An 18,358-nucleotide genomic window follows, 5' to 3' on the forward strand; every position below is an offset into this window, starting at 1 on the left:
TTTCGGGTTATATGGTCAAGCGATGAAGCGCATACGGTGGATGCCTAGGCAGTCAGAGGCGATGAAAGACGTGGAAGCCTGCGATAAGGTTCGGCGAGGTGGCAAACAACCTGCGACCCGGACATTTCTGAATGGGGAAACCCACCCAACGTAAGTTGGGTATCCCACACTGAATACATAGGTGTTGGGAGGCGAACCAGGGGAACTGAAACATCTAAGTACCCTGAGGAAAAGAAATCAACCGAGATTCCCCAAGTAGCGGCGAGCGAACGGGGACCAGCCCTTAAGCACCATGACTGATAGACGAAGTGGTTGGGAAACCACGCGATACAGGGTGATAGCCCCGTAGTCGAAATCTGATTGGTGTGAAATCGAGTAGGTCGGGGCACGAGAAACCTTGACTGAAGACGGGGGGACCATCCTCCAAGGCTAAATACTCCTGACTGACCGATAGTGAACCAGTACCGTGAGGGAAAGGCGAAAAGAACCCCGGAGAGGGGAGTGAAATAGATCCTGAAACCGTATGCGTACAAGCAGTGGGAGCCGACTTGTTCGGTGACCGCGTACCTTTTGTATAATGGGTCAGCGACTTATTTTCAGTGGCGAGCTTAACCGTATAGGGGAGGCGTAGAGAAATCGAGTCTTAACTGGGCGACCAGTCGCTGGAAATAGACCCGAAACCGGGCGATCTATCCATGAGCAGGTTGAAGATTGAGTAACATCAATTGGAGGACCGAACCAGGATCTGTTGAAAAAGATTTGGATGACTTGTGGATCGGAGTGAAAGGCTAATCAAGCCCGGAGATAGCTGGTTCTCCTCGAAAGCTATTTAGGTAGCGCCTCACGTATCACCGCCGGGGGTAGAGCACTGTTTCGGCTAGGGGGTCATCCCGACTTACCAACCCGAGGCAAACTCCGAATACCGGTGAGTGCAGCGTGGGAGACACACAGCGGGTGCTAACGTCCGTTGTGAAAAGGGAAACAACCCAGACCGTCAGCTAAGGTCCCAAAATCCTGATTAAGTGGGAAACGATGTGGGAAGGCTCAGACAGCTAGGAGGTTGGCTTAGAAGCAGCCATCCTTTAAAGAAAGCGTAATAGCTCACTAGTCGAGTCGGCCTGCGCGGAAGATGTAACGGGGCTAAATCAGGTACCGAAGCTACGGGTTCGTCGAATGACGAGCGGTAGAGGAGCGTCGTGTAAGCCGATGAAGGTGTGTTGAGAAGCATGCTGGAGGTATCACGAGTGCGAATGCTGACATGAGTAACGACAAGGGGAGTGAAAAACTCCCCCGCCGGAAGACCAAGGGTTTCTGTTCGACGCTAATCGGAGCAGAGTGAGTCGGCCCCTAAGGCGAGGCCGAAAGGCGTAGTCGATGGGAAACGGGTCAATATTCCCGTACTTCACAGTATTGCGATGGGGGGACGAAGAAGGCTAGGTGAGCCAGGCGTTGGTTGTCCTGGTGAAAGTCAGTAGGCTGGGGAATCAGGTAAATCCGGTACCCCAAGGCCGAGAGACGAGACGAACAGACTACGGTCTGGAAGTCATCGATGCCACGCTTCCAGGAAAAGCCTCTAAGCTTCAGATACTGTGGAACCGTACCCCAAACCGACACAGGTGGTCAGGTAGAGAATACCAAGGCGCTTGAGAGAACTCGGGTGAAGGAACTAGGCAAAATGGTGCCGTAACTTCGGGAGAAGGCACGCCGCATTAGGGTGAAGGGACTTGCTCCCCGAGCCTGACGCGGTCGAAGATACCAGGTGGCTGCAACTGTTTATTAAAAACACAGCACTCTGCCAACGCGTAAGCGGACGTATAGGGTGTGACGCCTGCCCGGTGCCGGAAGGTTAATTGATGGTGTTAGCTTCGGCGAAGCTCCTGATCGAAGCCCCGGTAAACGGCGGCCGTAACTATAACGGTCCTAAGGTAGCGAAATTCCTTGTCGGGTAAGTTCCGACCTGCACGAATGGCGTAATGATGGCCACGCTGTCTCCACCCGAGACTCAGTGAAATTGAAATCGCAGTGAAGATGCTGTGTACCCGCGGCTAGACGGAAAGACCCCGTGAACCTTTACTATAGCTTCACACTGGACGCTGATGTTGCTTGTGTAGGATAGCTGGGAGGCTTGGAAACGGTGGCGCTAGCTATCGTGGAGCCAACCTTGAAATACCAGCCTGGCATCATTGGCGTTCTAACTCCGGTCCGTTATCCGGATCGAGGACAGTGTGTGGTGGGTAGTTTGACTGGGGCGGTCTCCTCCCAAAGAGTAACGGAGGAGCACGAAGGTACCCTCAGCACGGTTGGAAATCGTGCATTGAGTGCAAGAGCATAAGGGTGCTTAACTGCGAGACAGACACGTCGAGCAGGTACGAAAGTAGGTTCTAGTGATCCGGTGGTTCTGTATGGAAGGGCCATCGCTCAACGGATAAAAGGTACTCCGGGGATAACAGGCTGATACCGCCCAAGAGTTCACATCGACGGCGGTGTTTGGCACCTCGATGTCGGCTCATCACATCCTGGGGCTGAAGTCGGTCCCAAGGGTATGGCTGTTCGCCATTTAAAGTGGTACGCGAGCTGGGTTTAGAACGTCGTGAGACAGTTCGGTCCCTATCTGCCGTGGGCGTTGGAAGTTTGAGAAGTGCTGCTCCTAGTACGAGAGGACCGGAGTGGACGCACCTCTGGTGTTCCGGTTGTCACGCCAGTGGCATTGCCGGGTAGCTAAGTGCGGACGGGATAACCGCTGAAAGCATCTAAGCGGGAAGCCCCCTTCAAGATGAGACTTCCCTGAGGCATAAGCCTCCTGAAGGGCCCAGCAAGACGAGCTGGTTGATAGGCACGGTGTGGAAGCGCTGCAAGGCGTTGAGCTAACGTGTACTAATGGCCCGTGAGGCTTGACCATATAACCCCAAGGGGTCTGCGCATGACGCGCACAATTGACGGATACGCGAGCAGTAACAAGAGACGATCACGTCAGCATGATTTCATATTGCGATGAGCCGCCAAGGCGTCTCATCAACCCGTTTCGCCTGACGACCATAGCGAGCGTGAACCACCCGATCCCATGCCGAACTCGGAAGTGAAACCGCTTAGCGCCGATGGTAGTGTGGAGCTTCTCCATGCGAGAGTAGGTCATCGTCAGGCACTTATTGCGAGAAAACCCCGGTCCTTAACAGGCCGGGGTTTTTTCATGTCTGGGCGGTGGGAATGACCAGGAAATGCCGGCTGGCAGTACGCGCCAACACATGATCTTCCCCCGGCCTTTGCAGGCTCGCTCCCGTTACACGCCTCATAAAAAATCGCCCCGGCTGCCATACGGCAACCGGGGCGATCTTGTTTTGGCCGTTTGATTTTACCTGGATAGAGGTGAACGGAGCTCAAGAGGGAATCTGTGGAAGAGCGAAAAAAGTTCCATTGTGGACAAGTGCACGCTGCACAACGCCGTAGCTGCATCACTTATCGAGACGGTGGGCTTGCTGAACTCCCCTGAACCGGTGTCGGACTAGACCTGGTGTGAGAGTGTTGGGCGGTTGGGAATGCCCGCATGCCGGGCGTTAACGAAATAGGCTGATCTTTTTGCCAAAAAGCCCTTGCGTGGGTCCGCGATAATCCGTAAAGTACGCATCCGCTGCCGCCGACGAGCAAACGTCGGATGCGGTAAAGAGTGTTGGAAGCACTTGTTTTCGTTAAGGTTTTTCGATCAGGCTTGATCGAAAGGCATTGACAAAACAGCCGGAAACGGTAGAATGCTCCTCCACTCGATCGGCGCTCAACTCGCCGCTGGTTCACTCGGTCATCTAGAGTGAGCAATAACAGCAAGGGTTGACATTCACTGCCGATTCAGTAGAATACGCCTTCCTCGCAGGGCGCCGGCCGAACGGCCAGGCAGATGCGAGATGCTCCCCTCTTAAGAGATCGGAGCTGCTCTTTAACAATCGATCAGATAATTCATGTGGGCGCTTGTCGATGAAGGGGTGATCAGTCACCGATACTTCAAGGCAAGCGACTCGTCAAAGCAAGCCATATCGGCTTCGTTTTTTGAGACGTTTGAACCTTGAGCCAAGTTTGGTCTGCTTCTTTCTTCGGAAAGGTAAGACCGTATGATTTTAAACTGAAGAGTTTGATCATGGCTCAGATTGAACGCTGGCGGCAGGCCTAACACATGCAAGTCGAGCGGAAACGATCCTAGCTTGCTAGGAGGCGTCGAGCGGCGGACGGGTGAGTAATGCATAGGAATCTGCCCGGTAGTGGGGGATAACGTGGGGAAACTCACGCTAATACCGCATACGCCCTACGGGGGAAAGCAGGGGATCTTCGGACCTTGCGCTATCGGATGAGCCTATGTCGGATTAGCTTGTTGGTGAGGTAATGGCTCACCAAGGCGACGATCCGTAGCTGGTCTGAGAGGATGATCAGCCACACTGGGACTGAGACACGGCCCAGACTCCTACGGGAGGCAGCAGTGGGGAATATTGGACAATGGGCGAAAGCCTGATCCAGCCATGCCGCGTGTGTGAAGAAGGCTTTCGGGTTGTAAAGCACTTTCAGCGAGGAAGAAGGCCTGATGATTAATACTCGTCAGGAAGGACATCACTCGCAGAAGAAGCACCGGCTAACTCCGTGCCAGCAGCCGCGGTAATACGGAGGGTGCAAGCGTTAATCGGAATTACTGGGCGTAAAGCGCGCGTAGGTGGCTTGATAAGCCGGTTGTGAAAGCCCCGGGCTCAACCTGGGAACTGCATCCGGAACTGTTAGGCTAGAGTGCAGGAGAGGAAGGTAGAATTCCCGGTGTAGCGGTGAAATGCGTAGAGATCGGGAGGAATACCAGTGGCGAAGGCGGCCTTCTGGACTGACACTGACACTGAGGTGCGAAAGCGTGGGTAGCAAACAGGATTAGATACCCTGGTAGTCCACGCCGTAAACGATGTCGACTAGCCGTTGGGAGCCTCGAGTTCTTAGTGGCGCAGTTAACGCAATAAGTCGACCGCCTGGGGAGTACGGCCGCAAGGTTAAAACTCAAATGAATTGACGGGGGCCCGCACAAGCGGTGGAGCATGTGGTTTAATTCGATGCAACGCGAAGAACCTTACCTACTCTTGACATCGTGCGAACTTTCCAGAGATGGATTGGTGCCTTCGGGAGCGCACAGACAGGTGCTGCATGGCTGTCGTCAGCTCGTGTTGTGAAATGTTGGGTTAAGTCCCGTAACGAGCGCAACCCCTATCCTTATTTGCCAGCGAGTAATGTCGGGAACTCTAAGGAGACTGCCGGTGACAAACCGGAGGAAGGTGGGGATGACGTCAAGTCATCATGGCCCTTACGAGTAGGGCTACACACGTGCTACAATGGCCGGTACAAAGGGTTGCAAGACGGCGACGTGGAGCTAATCCCATAAAGCCGGCCTCAGTTCGGATCGGAGTCTGCAACTCGACTCCGTGAAGTCGGAATCGCTAGTAATCGTGAATCAGAATGTCACGGTGAATACGTTCCCGGGCCTTGTACACACCGCCCGTCACACCATGGGAGTGGACTGCACCAGAAGTGGTTAGCTTAACCTTCGGGGGAGCGATCACCACGGTGTGGTTCATGACTGGGGTGAAGTCGTAACAAGGTAGCCGTAGGGGAACCTGCGGCTGGATCACCTCCTTAATCGACGACTCGCCTCTTCGCGGCAAGTGTCCACAATGAATTATCTGATCGGCCAGAGCATAAGACTGTTTGGGTAAAGACCCAGCGTGACCTTAGAGTATTCGCTCAGTTGGTTAGAGCGCACCCCCTGACCTTAAATGGAAAGGAGGGTGAGGTCGGCAAGCCGGCCACGTTCTTCTCAGTGAGAGAGTAGGTGTTGGGTCTGTAGCTCAGTTGGTTAGAGCGCACCCCTGATAAGGGTGAGGTCGGCAGTTCGAGTCTGCCCAGACCCACCAAATTTTATCCGGTCCTGCGTTGCTTCGGCACTCGTGTAGCGAGCTACACGTCGCACCAAAGCGCCTTGATCCGAATAAAATTCTCCATGTCGCGTCGAGCAATCAGAGGGGCCTTAGCTCAGCTGGGAGAGCGCCTGCCTTGCACGCAGGAGGTCAGCGGTTCGATCCCGCTAGGCTCCACCATCATCCCAACAGTCATCTGTGAGTCCACAGTCACAAGCCTATCATCACAAACGATGATGTCGGGCTTGTGACTGTCGGTTCGACAGTCGCTCTTTAACAATATGAATCATGCTGACAAAAGTCCCTTTCCTACCCAGGAAAGGGCATGTGATACGTCTCAAGCGTATCCGGCAATTGTCGTGCGTCATCGCGGACCAGACCCTTTCGGGTTATATGGTCAAGCGATGAAGCGCATACGGTGGATGCCTAGGCAGTCAGAGGCGATGAAAGACGTGGAAGCCTGCGATAAGGTTCGGCGAGGTGGCAAACAACCTGCGACCCGGACATTTCTGAATGGGGAAACCCACCCAACGTAAGTTGGGTATCCCACACTGAATACATAGGTGTTGGGAGGCGAACCAGGGGAACTGAAACATCTAAGTACCCTGAGGAAAAGAAATCAACCGAGATTCCCCAAGTAGCGGCGAGCGAACGGGGACCAGCCCTTAAGCACCATGACTGATAGACGAAGTGGTTGGGAAACCACGCGATACAGGGTGATAGCCCCGTAGTCGAAATCTGATTGGTGTGAAATCGAGTAGGTCGGGGCACGAGAAACCTTGACTGAAGACGGGGGGACCATCCTCCAAGGCTAAATACTCCTGACTGACCGATAGTGAACCAGTACCGTGAGGGAAAGGCGAAAAGAACCCCGGAGAGGGGAGTGAAATAGATCCTGAAACCGTATGCGTACAAGCAGTGGGAGCCGACTTGTTCGGTGACCGCGTACCTTTTGTATAATGGGTCAGCGACTTATTTTCAGTGGCGAGCTTAACCGTATAGGGGAGGCGTAGAGAAATCGAGTCTTAACTGGGCGACCAGTCGCTGGAAATAGACCCGAAACCGGGCGATCTATCCATGAGCAGGTTGAAGATTGAGTAACATCAATTGGAGGACCGAACCAGGATCTGTTGAAAAAGATTTGGATGACTTGTGGATCGGAGTGAAAGGCTAATCAAGCCCGGAGATAGCTGGTTCTCCTCGAAAGCTATTTAGGTAGCGCCTCACGTATCACCGCCGGGGGTAGAGCACTGTTTCGGCTAGGGGGTCATCCCGACTTACCAACCCGAGGCAAACTCCGAATACCGGTGAGTGCAGCGTGGGAGACACACAGCGGGTGCTAACGTCCGTTGTGAAAAGGGAAACAACCCAGACCGTCAGCTAAGGTCCCAAAATCCTGATTAAGTGGGAAACGATGTGGGAAGGCTCAGACAGCTAGGAGGTTGGCTTAGAAGCAGCCATCCTTTAAAGAAAGCGTAATAGCTCACTAGTCGAGTCGGCCTGCGCGGAAGATGTAACGGGGCTAAATCAGGTACCGAAGCTACGGGTTCGTCGAATGACGAGCGGTAGAGGAGCGTCGTGTAAGCCGATGAAGGTGTGTTGAGAAGCATGCTGGAGGTATCACGAGTGCGAATGCTGACATGAGTAACGACAAGGGGAGTGAAAAACTCCCCCGCCGGAAGACCAAGGGTTTCTGTTCGACGCTAATCGGAGCAGAGTGAGTCGGCCCCTAAGGCGAGGCCGAAAGGCGTAGTCGATGGGAAACGGGTCAATATTCCCGTACTTCACAGTATTGCGATGGGGGGACGAAGAAGGCTAGGTGAGCCAGGCGTTGGTTGTCCTGGTGAAAGTCAGTAGGCTGGGGAATCAGGTAAATCCGGTACCCCAAGGCCGAGAGACGAGACGAACAGACTACGGTCTGGAAGTCATCGATGCCACGCTTCCAGGAAAAGCCTCTAAGCTTCAGATACTGTGGAACCGTACCCCAAACCGACACAGGTGGTCAGGTAGAGAATACCAAGGCGCTTGAGAGAACTCGGGTGAAGGAACTAGGCAAAATGGTGCCGTAACTTCGGGAGAAGGCACGCCGCATTAGGGTGAAGGGACTTGCTCCCCGAGCCTGACGCGGTCGAAGATACCAGGTGGCTGCAACTGTTTATTAAAAACACAGCACTCTGCCAACGCGTAAGCGGACGTATAGGGTGTGACGCCTGCCCGGTGCCGGAAGGTTAATTGATGGTGTTAGCTTCGGCGAAGCTCCTGATCGAAGCCCCGGTAAACGGCGGCCGTAACTATAACGGTCCTAAGGTAGCGAAATTCCTTGTCGGGTAAGTTCCGACCTGCACGAATGGCGTAATGATGGCCACGCTGTCTCCACCCGAGACTCAGTGAAATTGAAATCGCAGTGAAGATGCTGTGTACCCGCGGCTAGACGGAAAGACCCCGTGAACCTTTACTATAGCTTCACACTGGACGCTGATGTTGCTTGTGTAGGATAGCTGGGAGGCTTGGAAACGGTGGCGCTAGCTATCGTGGAGCCAACCTTGAAATACCAGCCTGGCATCATTGGCGTTCTAACTCCGGTCCGTTATCCGGATCGAGGACAGTGTGTGGTGGGTAGTTTGACTGGGGCGGTCTCCTCCCAAAGAGTAACGGAGGAGCACGAAGGTACCCTCAGCACGGTTGGAAATCGTGCATTGAGTGCAAGAGCATAAGGGTGCTTAACTGCGAGACAGACACGTCGAGCAGGTACGAAAGTAGGTTCTAGTGATCCGGTGGTTCTGTATGGAAGGGCCATCGCTCAACGGATAAAAGGTACTCCGGGGATAACAGGCTGATACCGCCCAAGAGTTCACATCGACGGCGGTGTTTGGCACCTCGATGTCGGCTCATCACATCCTGGGGCTGAAGTCGGTCCCAAGGGTATGGCTGTTCGCCATTTAAAGTGGTACGCGAGCTGGGTTTAGAACGTCGTGAGACAGTTCGGTCCCTATCTGCCGTGGGCGTTGGAAGTTTGAGAAGTGCTGCTCCTAGTACGAGAGGACCGGAGTGGACGCACCTCTGGTGTTCCGGTTGTCACGCCAGTGGCATTGCCGGGTAGCTAAGTGCGGACGGGATAACCGCTGAAAGCATCTAAGCGGGAAGCCCCCTTCAAGATGAGACTTCCCTGAGGCATAAGCCTCCTGAAGGGCCCAGCAAGACGAGCTGGTTGATAGGCACGGTGTGGAAGCGCTGCAAGGCGTTGAGCTAACGTGTACTAATGGCCCGTGAGGCTTGACCATATAACCCCAAGGGGTCTGCGCATGACGCGCACAATTGACGGATACGTGAGCAGTAACAAGAGACGATCACGTCAGCATGATTTCATATTGCGATGAGCCGCCAAGGCGTCTCATCAACCCGTTTCGCCTGACGACCATAGCGAGCGTGAACCACCCGATCCCATGCCGAACTCGGAAGTGAAACCGCTTAGCGCCGATGGTAGTGTGGAGTTTCTCCATGCGAGAGTAGGTCATTGTCAGGCACTTATTGCGAGAAAACCCCGGTCCTTACAGGCCGGGGTTTTTTCATGTCTGGGCGGTGGAAATGGCCAGGAAATGCCGGCTGGCAGTAACCGCCCGGTGAACCCATCTGCCGAAAGTACCTGAATTCCATCACAGTAGGTGCCCACCTATTAATAAGTGGACACCTACCATGACTGACTTAAGCGTGCCGGAAGCCCCTCGGAAGCGTCGTCGCTTCACCACCGCGTTCAAGGCAAGAATCGTTGAGGCCTGCCTGCAATCGGGTGCCTCCGTGGCCGGGGTTGCCCTGGAGCACAGCCTGAATGCCAACTTGGTCCACAAGTGGATCCGCGCCGCCCGCCAGCGGACTGCCGCGCCAGAAGCACCGGCGTTTGTGCCGGTGCCCATGGCCAGTGCCTCATTACCGGTCGCTCGCCAAAATCAGGTGACGGACCGTATTCGCCTCACGATCCCGCACCCCAACGGCCCGATGGTCATCGAGTGGCCTGCCTCGGAGGCCGACGCGTGTCGATCTCTGATCCGAGAGCTGCTCGCATGATCCGCATCGACGAGATCTGGTTGGCGACGGAGCCGTTGGATATGCGCGCCGGACCGGATACGGCACTGGCCCGGGTGGTGAAGGTCTTCGGTGCCGCCCGACCGCACTGTGCCTATCTGTTCGCCAACCGGCGCGGCAACCGTATGAAGGTGCTGGTTCACGATGGCCTGGGCATCTGGCTGTGCGCCCGGCGTCTGAACCAGGGCAAGTTCCACTGGGCCAGCCACCGGCACGGCGATCGCGTCGAGCTCTGCCCAGAGCAGGTCACGGCGCTGGTTCAGGGCCTACCCTGGCAACGTCTCGGCGCCGGTGGCGTGATCTCGGTGGTCTGACATACCGAGCCAGATAAGGCACAGAATCTCCCGGCTCGCTATTCGCTGAAGTGCCAATCCCACTCCCCACGGCAGGTTGGCATACTCAGCGAATGAACATGCCTCCCGACCTGTCTCAGCTCTCTCCCGATCAGCTCCGCCACCTGGCGGCAACGCTGATGACGCAGGTCGAGGAAAAGGATAAAGCGCTCCGCCACAGCGAGCAGGTCAATCAGAAGCTGACCTATGAACTGGCGCTGCTCAAGCGCCACGCCTTCGGCAAGCGCAGCGAGCAGCTCAACGTTCTGCAGATCAGTCTGCTGGAGGATGGGATGGATGCCGACATCGCCGCCATCGAGACTGAGTTGGAAGACCTGGTCACGACCGATGCGTCATCGGCGCCCAAGAAGACGCCCAAGCGCGCCCCCTTGCCTCCCGAACTGCCGCGCACCGAGATTCACCATGACCCAGAGAATGATCACTGCCCGTGTGGTTGTCAGCTGCGGCGGATCGGCGAGGAGGTCAGCGAGAAGCTCGACTACACGCCGGGCGTATTCCATGTCGAGCGCCATATCCGTGGCAAGTGGGTCTGTGATCACTGCGAGACACTGACCCAGGCGCCGATGCCGGCGCAGATCATCGACAAGGGCATCCCCACCGCCGGTCTGCTGGCCCAGGTGCTGATCGCCAAGTACGCCGATCACCTCCCACTGTATCGCCAGGAGCAGATCTTCTCCCGTGCCGGCGTGGCGATTCCGCGCTCCACTCTGGCCGAGTGGGTCGGCATCTGCGGCGTGCGGCTTCAGCCGCTGATCGATGCCCTACGTAAGCTGCTGCTCAGTGAGCCGGTGCTGCATGCCGACGAGACGCCGGTGCCGATGCTGGCCCCGGGCAAGAAGAAGACACATCGCGCCTACCTTTGGGCTTACGCCACCACGCCCTACGCCGGCCTGAAGGCCGTCGTCTACGACTTCAGCGAGGGACGCAGTGGTCAGCATGCCCGCGACTTCCTCGGCGAGTGGCGGGGCAAGCTGGTCTGCGACGACTACAGCGGCTACAAGCAAAGCTTCGCCAACGGCGTCACCGAGATCGGCTGCATGGCTCATGCGCGGCGCAAGTTCGTTGATCTGCATGTAGCCGGCAAGAGCCAGATCGCCGAGCAGGCCATCGAGCTGATCGGCCAGCTCTACCAACTAGAGCGCGAGGCCCAGCCATTGACCGAGGAAGAACGCCAGCGGTTACGCGACACTCGAGCCAGACCTCTCGCCGACACGCTGCACCGCTGGATGCTGGCCCACCGAGAAAAGGTGCCGAATGGTTCGGCGACGGCGAAAGCGCTGGACTACAGCCTGAAGCGTTGGGCGGCGTTGACGCGCTATCTGGATGACGGCCGACTACCTATCGATAACAACCGGGTCGAGAACCTGATCCGCCCTTGGGCGCTGGGCCGCAGCAACTGGCTATTCGCCGGGTCACTGCGCAGTGGCCAGCGCGCCGCTACCATCATGAGCTTGATCCAGTGCGCCAAGCTCAACGGCCACGAGCCCTATGCCTACCTGAAGGACGTGCTGGAACGGCTACCGACACACAAGGCCAGCCAGATCCACGAGCTTCTGCCCCATCACTGGCAGCACAACGTCTGATCACTGACAAGCGGTGTTTGGCGAACGCTTACGGCTGGCAGCACGCGCCAGCACATGATCTTCCCCCGGCCTTTGCAGGCTCGCTCCCGTTACATGCCTCATAAAAAATCGCCCCGGTTGCCATACGGCAACCGGGGCGATCTTGTTTATATCGTCACAACTGATTGAGCGGTCGACCTAGCGGATCATGGCTTCCATGGCCTCGATCAGGCTGTCCATTTCATCCTCGGTGCCGATGGAAATGCGCATGAAGTCGCGCAGTGCCTCGGTGTTGAAGTGGCGTACCAGGATGCTGCGCTCGCGCAGGCCAACGAACAGCTGGGCGGCCTCATGGTCGGGGTGGTGAACCAGCAGGAAGTTGGTCTGGGAGGGCAGGACCTCGAAGCCAAGGTCGCCAAGGCGGCGACGGGTGCGCTCGCGGGTGGTCATCACCTGTTCGCGGCAGGCCTCGAAATAGGCCTTGTCCTCAAGGGCCGCAACGCCGACGGCACTGGCCAGGCTGTCGACCGGATAGGAATTGAAGGAGTTCTTGATCCGCTCCAGGCCTTCGATTAGTTCTCGTGAGCCGATGGCATAGCCCAGGCGAAGGCCTGCGAGGCTTCTGGATTTCGAGAAGGTGCCGGTCACCAGCAGGTTGGGATAGCGCTCGACCAGCGGCACGGCACTTTCGCCGCCGAAGTCCACGTAGGCTTCGTCGACCAGCACCACACACTCGGTGACGCGCTCGAGCAGCGCGGCGATGGCGTCGCGGCCATGACCGTGGCCGGTGGGGGCGTTGGGGTTGGCGAAGATGATGCCGCCGCTTTGAGCATCGAAGGCCTCCAGCGGTACCTGCCATTCATCACCCAGTGCCACGGTGCGATAGTCGACGCCATACAGGCGGCAATACACCGGGTAGAAGCTGTAGCTAATAGCCGGCATCGACAGCGGCAGGGGCTGGCGGAAGAAGGCCTGAAAGGCCAGAGCGAGTACTTCGTCCGAGCCATTGCCGACGAATACCTGCTCGACCTCGACACCATGCTCCTTGGCCAGTGCCTCGCGCAGGGCGCGCGAGTCCGGGTCTGGGTAGAGGCGCAGATGATCGACCGAGTAATCGCGCAGCACCTGCTCGACGCCCGGCGCCGGCGGATAGGGGTTCTCGTTGGTGTTCAGCTTGATCAGGCGCTCGCGCGGCTGTTCACCCGGGGTATAGGGCGTCAGTTCGCTGACGCCGGGGCTCCAGAACTTGCTCATGGGCACTCGCATTCAAGGTGGGGATGGGACTTTGGTCATGGTGACGCGCCTGACGGCCCTTCGCAAGCGGCGGCCATGCTAGTGTTGCAAGGCTAATTCAGGAGCTCACGATGATTGCGCAGATTCTTGCCACCCTGTTGCCGGTCTTTCTGATCGCCGGCTGCGGCACCCTCTATGGACGTTATCGCAGTCCCGACATCCGCGGCCTCAATACCCTCAACATGGAACTGTTCGTGCCCATGCTGGTGTTCGCCGTGCTGGCCGACCAGCAGGCACCGCTTCAGGACTATGCGGCCCTGGCCCTGGCGGCTGCGGTGGTGGTCCTGGGTTCAGGCCTGGTGCTATGGCCACTGGCGCGCTGGCTAAGGCTCGATCTGAAGACCTTCCTGCCGCCGATGATGTTCAACAACTCGGGCAACATGGGCATTCCACTGATCGTGCTGGCCTTCGGCGATCAGGCCCTGCCCGCCGCCGTGGTGCTGTTCATCGTCGAGATGCTTTTGCACTTCTCGGTGGGGCTCTACATGCTCAGCCCGCATACACCGCTGTGGCGGCTGCTGCGCATGCCCATCGTGCTGGCGAGTCTCGCCGGCCTGGCCTTCAATCTCGGTGGGATTCCCCTGCCGGGCTGGTTGCTTGAAGCGCTCGATATGCTCGGCGGCGTCTGCATTCCGCTGATGCTGTTCGCTCTTGGCGTGCGCATGCTCGATATCGACTTCAGCGACTGGAAGACCGGCGTATTGGGTGCCGTGCTGTGCCCGCTCAGCGGTCTGGTGCTGGCAGCACCGATGATCGTCTGGCTAGACCTGTCCGGCCTGCAGGCGGCGAGCCTGTGGGTGTTTGCCGCGCTGCCTCCGGCGGTGCTCAACTACCTGGTGGCCGAGCAGTATCGCCAGGAGCCCCACAAGGTCGCCTCTCTGGTGCTGATCGGCAATCTGGGCAGTCTGGTCGTGATGCCGCTCGTGCTCGGGCTGGTGTTCAGCTATCAGCTGGTCACCCCGGCAGGTGCGGGCTAGGTCGGGTCAGCGCTCCAGACGAGTGAGCTGCCGCTCCAGCTTGCTCATGGTATTCAGCAGGTCGCGATACTCTCCTGAAGAGAGCGTCGCCAATAGCTCGGTCTCCCAGGCCCGCGCCTGGGGAATCAGTTCGCTGAGCAACGCCTCGCCCTCCTGGGTCAGGTGCAGATAGTGCACCCGCTGGTCCTGCGCCGATTGAGTCCGGCGGATCAGCGCCCGACTTTCCAGTGCCTGAATGGCCCGCGACACCTTGGCCTTGTCCATGCGGGTATGCTCACCGATCTGCTTGGCGGTGAGCTCCTCGCGATGGCTGAGCCAGGCAAGCACCCGCCATTCGGCGATGGTGATGCCGAATCGCTCACCGTAGATCCTCGACAGCGCCTGACTGATGCGATCCGCCAGACTGTTCAGCCGGTAGGGCAGGAACTGCCCGAGGTCGAGCTCGGGTCGCTCATCGCGTGGCGCACTATCGTCGCTAACAGAGCCGTCGCTAACAGAGTCGTCGGTAACAGAACCGTCGCTAGCAGAGCTGTCAGGCGTAGAGTCGGGGAGCTTAGGGTTATGAGAGCGAGAGGGCATGGCCTGTCTCCTGATGTTCGCTGACGAATGCGTGTGAAAGCAGGGCGTGCGGTTGCATGCAAAAGCTGCCTTACGACCCGGTTCGGCCATTATGCGTCAGCCGGCGGCAAGGCAGAACGGATCATCTGCAACGATCTGGCGTTGTCTGCGTGAACCTCAGATAACCTGATCCCATAAGACCTTGGTGGATATTGAGTGGATGGTCTGGCTGTGCTTTCATTTGAGCATATAGTTTCATATGAAACCAATTGTCCGGTTGTCGGGGCCAAGATGTCCCGTATGGCGACAGCCATCACACGATCACCATGAGGCCAGGAGCATGTCTGCGTCATCGAACGAGCTTTCCTATCAGAGCGGTTTTCGTAACCACTTCGCCAGCGAGGCACTGCCGGATGCGCTGCCAAAGGGGCAGAACTCGCCCCAGCGCTGTCCCTATGGGCTCTATGCCGAGCAGTTGACCGGCTCGGCCTTTACCTCGCCGCGCCATCAGAACCTGAGAAGCTGGCTGTATCGCATCCGCCCCTCGGTGGCGCAGAGCGGCTATCGTCGGTTACCGGAAGGGCGGGTTGCCACCGCGCCCCTGGCCGGGCAGGCCGATCCCAACCAGATGCGCTGGGACCCGATGCCGCTGCCCGAAGTGCCCACCGACTTCATCGATGGCCTCGAGACCCTCGCCGCCAACGGCGATGCCGCGGCCCAGGTCGGCTGCGGCGTGCATCTTTATGCCTGCAACCGTGACATGACCGAGCGCTTCTTCTACGACGCCGACGGCGAGCTGCTGATCGTGCCGCAGCTGGGGGCTCTGGTGCTGCGCACCGAGCTTGGCGTGCTAGCGGTCTCGCCCGGTGAGATCGCGGTCATTCCACGCGGCATCAAGTTCCAGGTGCGGCTGGCCCAGGGCTGTGACGCGGCCAGGGGCTATGTCGGTGAGAACTACGGAAGCCCGCTGGAGCTGCCGGGCCTTGGGCCGATTGGCGCCAACGGCCTGGCTAACCCGCGGGACTTCCTGAGCCCGGTGGCCGCCTATGAAGAGCTGCCGGGCGACTTCGAGCTGGTGGCCAAGTTCGGCGGCGGCTTCTGGGCGAGCCGGCTCGATCATTCGCCGTTGGACGTGGTGGCCTGGCACGGCAATTACGCGCCCTACAAGTACGACCTGGCGCGCTTCAACACCGTTAATTCGGTGAGTTTCGACCACCCGGACCCCTCGATCTTCACCGTGCTGACATCAATTTCCGACACCCCGGGCATGGCCAATCTCGACTTCGTGATCTTCCCGCCGCGCTGGATGGTCGCCGAACGGACCTTCCGTCCGCCGTACTTCCATCGCAACCTGATGAGCGAGTTCATGGGACTGATCGAGGGTGTCTACGACGCCAAGGCGGAGGGGTTTTCCCCCGGCGGTGCCAGCCTGCACAACTGCATGTCGCCTCACGGCCCGGACGTGGCGACCTTCGAGGCCGCCAGCGCCGCTGAGCTGTCACCGCAGTATCAGGGCGAGACCCTGGCCTTCATGTTCGAGAGTCGCTACGTCTTCCAGCCGACCGGGGCAGCGCTTGCCGCCGACTTTCGTCAGCGGGACTACGTCGACGTCTGGAAGGGCCTTGCCTCTCATTTCGACCCGACATCGCCCTGAGCTTGGGCAGGCTGCTCACGGCGATACCCAACCTTTCCTCTTCAGCGTATCACCCTCACCACAGGATCTTTTCCATGAAACTTGCCACCCTGAACAGCGGCCGCGACGGCGAACTGGTCGTGGTTTCCCGTGACCTGACACGCGCCGTGCGCGCTACCGACATCGCGGCCACCCTGCAGCAGGCCATCGAGGCCTGGGATACGCTCGCCCCGCGCCTTGAGGCCCGTTATTCAGCCCTTAACGATGGCACCGCCGAGGGCGATTTCGCCCTCGAGGTGGCCGCCCTGCATTCGCCGCTGCCGCGAACCTATCAATGGGCCGATGGTTCTGCCTATCTCAACCACGTGCAACTGGTGCGTCAGGCTCGCGGTGCCGAGATGCCCGAGACCTTCTGGACCGATCCGCTGATGTATCAGGGCGGTGGCGATCATTTCCTGGCGCCGACCGAGGACATCGAGGCGATCAGCGAGGAGCACGGCATCGACTTCGAGGGCGAGATCGCGGTGATCACCGATGACGTGCCCATGGCGGTGACCCCGGAGGTCGCCTCAGGCCACATCAAGCTGATCATGCTGGTCAATGACGTCAGCCTGCGCGGCCTGATTCCCGGCGAGCTTGCCAAGGGGTTCGGCTTCTTCCAGGCCAAGCCGGCCTCCAGCTTCTCGCCGGTCGCCGTGACCCCGGACGAACTGGGCGACGCCTGGCAGAGCGGTCGCGTGCACCTACCGCTTAGCGTGCACCTCAACGACGACGCCTTCGGTGTGCCCGAGGCCGGTCCGGACATGATCTTCGGTTTCCCCGAACTCGTCGCCCACGCTGCCCGCACGCGCCACCTCGGCGCCGGTGCGGTGATCGGCTCCGGCACCGTCTCCAATCCGGATGCCGACGGCGGGCCGGGCAAGCCGATGCGTGACGGCGGCGTGGGCTACAGCTGCCTGGCCGAAGTGCGCATGGTCGAGAAGATCCTGTACGACGAGGTGAAGACGCCCTTCATGCGTTTTGGTGATCGGGTGCGCATCGAGATGTTCGACCGCGACGGTCAGAGCATCTTCGGCGCCATCGACCAACAGGTGGTGAAGTACCAGCCGCAGTGAGCGGATGACCCGAGAGGACAAAGATCATGACGCTTTACGGCTATTACCGCTCCTCGGCGGCCTATCGGGTGCGCATTGCCCTGAACCTCAAGGGGCTCGATATCGCCCAGGTGCCGGTCGACCTGGCCGGCGGCGCGCAGCGCGAGGAGAGCTTTCGGGCGATCAACCCGCAAGGGCTGGTGCCGGTGCTCGAGACCGACGACGGCGAGCGGCTGACGCAGTCGCTTGCGATCTGCGAGTATCTAGACGAGCGCTATCCCTCGTCACCGGCCCTGCTGCCGGAAGACGCCGCCGGACGCGCGCGGGTGCGCGGGCTTGCCCAGCTGATCGCAAACGAGATCCATCCGCTCAACAACCTGCGGGTGCTCAGGTATCTGATCGGCGATCTCGAACTGGATGAAGATGCCAAGCTTGGCTGGTATCGCCACTGGGTGGCAGAGGGCTTCACGGCGCTCGAGGCCATGCTCGAAAACGACCAGACCGGGCGTTGCTGCCACGGCGATACGCCCACCCTCGCCGATATCTGCCTGGTGCCTCAGGTCTATAACGCTGAGCGCTTCGACTGTGATCTCTCCGCCTATCCGCGCCTTCGCGCCGTCGCCGAATACTGTCGCGGGCTGCCCGCCTTCGAACAGGCGAGCCCGTCGCGACAGCCCGATGCACGCTAAGCCGAAGCGAGCAAGCAAGCGCGGTGACCGTGCCAAGGGCATCACGGGTCGCGAAGCGCACGCCTTGAGCACTGCATCTGTAAGCGGTTTCTGTAAATAGTGGCCTTTGGCGTGCTACGGGCGACTCGCGTTACTGTCCGTCGGCGCCACTTGACGTTATGCTGTGAGACAACCGCCGCCGCCGCGGCGCGTGTC

The 18,358-nt window shown here is 58.7% G+C and carries 9 protein-coding genes, 2 tRNA genes and 5 rRNA genes; 14 read left to right on the plus strand and 2 right to left on the minus strand.

The annotated features are described in order from the left end of the window. The first annotated feature begins 13 nt into the window (after positions 1-13). The 10 genes from Q2K57_RS09290 to Q2K57_RS09335 all read left to right on the plus strand — a co-directional run bounded on the left by Q2K57_RS09290 (position 14) and on the right by Q2K57_RS09335 (position 11,940). Positions 14-2,899, plus strand: a 23S ribosomal RNA gene (locus tag Q2K57_RS09290). A 126-nt stretch (positions 2,900-3,025) separates the two neighbouring features. Then, a 5S ribosomal RNA gene (rrf, locus tag Q2K57_RS09295) occupies positions 3,026-3,141 on the plus strand. A 964-nt stretch (positions 3,142-4,105) separates the two neighbouring features. Further along, positions 4,106-5,646 (plus strand): 16S ribosomal RNA (locus Q2K57_RS09300). A gap of 198 nt (positions 5,647-5,844) precedes the next feature. After that, positions 5,845-5,921: transfer RNA gene (locus Q2K57_RS09305), tRNA-Ile, on the plus strand. A 107-nt stretch (positions 5,922-6,028) separates the two neighbouring features. Next, positions 6,029-6,104, plus strand: a tRNA-Ala gene (locus Q2K57_RS09310). 215 nt (positions 6,105-6,319) lie between these two features. After that, a 23S ribosomal RNA gene (locus Q2K57_RS09315) occupies positions 6,320-9,205 on the plus strand. A gap of 126 nt (positions 9,206-9,331) precedes the next feature. After that, positions 9,332-9,447 (plus strand): 5S ribosomal RNA (gene rrf, locus Q2K57_RS09320). Together the 16S, 23S and 5S rRNA genes with 2 tRNA genes alongside form the textbook arrangement of a ribosomal RNA operon. A 170-nt stretch (positions 9,448-9,617) precedes the next feature. Next, positions 9,618-9,986, plus strand: coding sequence for a transposase (locus Q2K57_RS09325; RefSeq protein ID WP_304524917.1), 369 nt, complete (start codon positions 9,618-9,620; stop codon positions 9,984-9,986). Beyond that, complete coding sequence (tnpB, locus tag Q2K57_RS09330) at positions 9,983-10,318, plus strand: IS66 family insertion sequence element accessory protein TnpB (RefSeq protein WP_304524918.1); 336 nt, start codon at positions 9,983-9,985, stop codon at positions 10,316-10,318. Before Q2K57_RS09325 ends, tnpB begins: the two co-directional genes overlap by 4 nt. Positions 10,319-10,410: 92 nt before the next feature. Next, the gene (locus Q2K57_RS09335; RefSeq protein ID WP_304524919.1) at positions 10,411-11,940 is read left to right on the plus strand and encodes an IS66 family transposase; all 1,530 of its coding nucleotides are present in this window, start codon (positions 10,411-10,413) and stop codon (positions 11,938-11,940) included. A 177-nt stretch (positions 11,941-12,117) separates the two neighbouring features. Here Q2K57_RS09335 and hisC read toward each other — a convergent pair whose 3' ends face one another. Continuing rightward, entirely contained in the window at positions 12,118-13,173 is a 1,056-nt protein-coding gene (gene hisC, locus Q2K57_RS09340) for a histidinol-phosphate transaminase (RefSeq protein ID WP_304524920.1), read from the minus strand. Positions 13,174-13,283: 110 nt separating this feature from the next. On the opposite strand from hisC, the gene Q2K57_RS09345 reads away from it, so the two are divergent. After that, on the plus strand, positions 13,284-14,189 hold the full coding sequence (locus Q2K57_RS09345; protein WP_304524921.1) for an AEC family transporter: 906 nt from the start codon (positions 13,284-13,286) through the stop codon (positions 14,187-14,189). Positions 14,190-14,195: 6 nt separating this feature from the next. On the opposite strand, the gene Q2K57_RS09350 is transcribed toward Q2K57_RS09345, so the two are convergent. Continuing rightward, the gene (locus Q2K57_RS09350) at positions 14,196-14,768 is read right to left on the minus strand and encodes a MarR family winged helix-turn-helix transcriptional regulator (protein WP_304524922.1); all 573 of its coding nucleotides are present in this window, start codon (positions 14,766-14,768) and stop codon (positions 14,196-14,198) included. A gap of 319 nt (positions 14,769-15,087) precedes the next feature. Here Q2K57_RS09350 and hmgA point away from each other — a divergent pair, with 319 nt between their 5' ends. The 3 genes from hmgA to maiA all read left to right on the plus strand — a co-directional run bounded on the left by hmgA (position 15,088) and on the right by maiA (position 18,163). Further along, complete coding sequence (hmgA, locus tag Q2K57_RS09355; RefSeq protein WP_304524923.1) at positions 15,088-16,401, plus strand: homogentisate 1,2-dioxygenase; 1,314 nt, start codon at positions 15,088-15,090, stop codon at positions 16,399-16,401. Positions 16,402-16,475: 74 nt separating this feature from the next. Beyond that, positions 16,476-17,495, plus strand: a complete 1,020-nt coding sequence (locus Q2K57_RS09360; RefSeq protein WP_304524924.1) for a fumarylacetoacetate hydrolase family protein — start codon at positions 16,476-16,478, stop codon at positions 17,493-17,495. Positions 17,496-17,518: 23 nt separating this feature from the next. Next, complete coding sequence (maiA, locus tag Q2K57_RS09365; protein ID WP_304526676.1) at positions 17,519-18,163, plus strand: maleylacetoacetate isomerase; 645 nt, start codon at positions 17,519-17,521, stop codon at positions 18,161-18,163. Positions 18,164-18,358 lie beyond the last annotated feature (195 nt).

The sequence above is a fragment of the Halomonas sp. I5-271120 genome (genome assembly GCF_030553075.1).
Taxonomy (GTDB): Bacteria; Pseudomonadota; Gammaproteobacteria; order Pseudomonadales; family Halomonadaceae; genus Onishia; species Onishia taeanensis_A.

Bases quoted from the DNA above. Each gene is read 5' to 3' on its own strand.
- hisC (WP_304524920.1), bottom strand. From the start codon at position 13,173: ATGAGCAAGTTCTGGAGCCCCGGCGTCAGCGAACTGACGCCCTATACC.
- Q2K57_RS09345 (WP_304524921.1), top strand. From the start codon at position 13,284: ATGATTGCGCAGATTCTTGCCACCCTGTTGCCGGTCTTTCTGATCGCC.
- Q2K57_RS09360 (WP_304524924.1), top strand. From the start codon at position 16,476: ATGAAACTTGCCACCCTGAACAGCGGCCGCGACGGCGAACTGGTCGTG.
- Q2K57_RS09325 (WP_304524917.1), top strand. From the start codon at position 9,618: ATGACTGACTTAAGCGTGCCGGAAGCCCCTCGGAAGCGTCGTCGCTTC.
- Q2K57_RS09335 (WP_304524919.1), top strand. From the start codon at position 10,411: ATGAACATGCCTCCCGACCTGTCTCAGCTCTCTCCCGATCAGCTCCGC.
- Q2K57_RS09350 (WP_304524922.1), bottom strand. From the start codon at position 14,768: ATGCCCTCTCGCTCTCATAACCCTAAGCTCCCCGACTCTACGCCTGAC.
- hmgA (WP_304524923.1), top strand. From the start codon at position 15,088: ATGTCTGCGTCATCGAACGAGCTTTCCTATCAGAGCGGTTTTCGTAAC.
- tnpB (WP_304524918.1), top strand. From the start codon at position 9,983: ATGATCCGCATCGACGAGATCTGGTTGGCGACGGAGCCGTTGGATATG.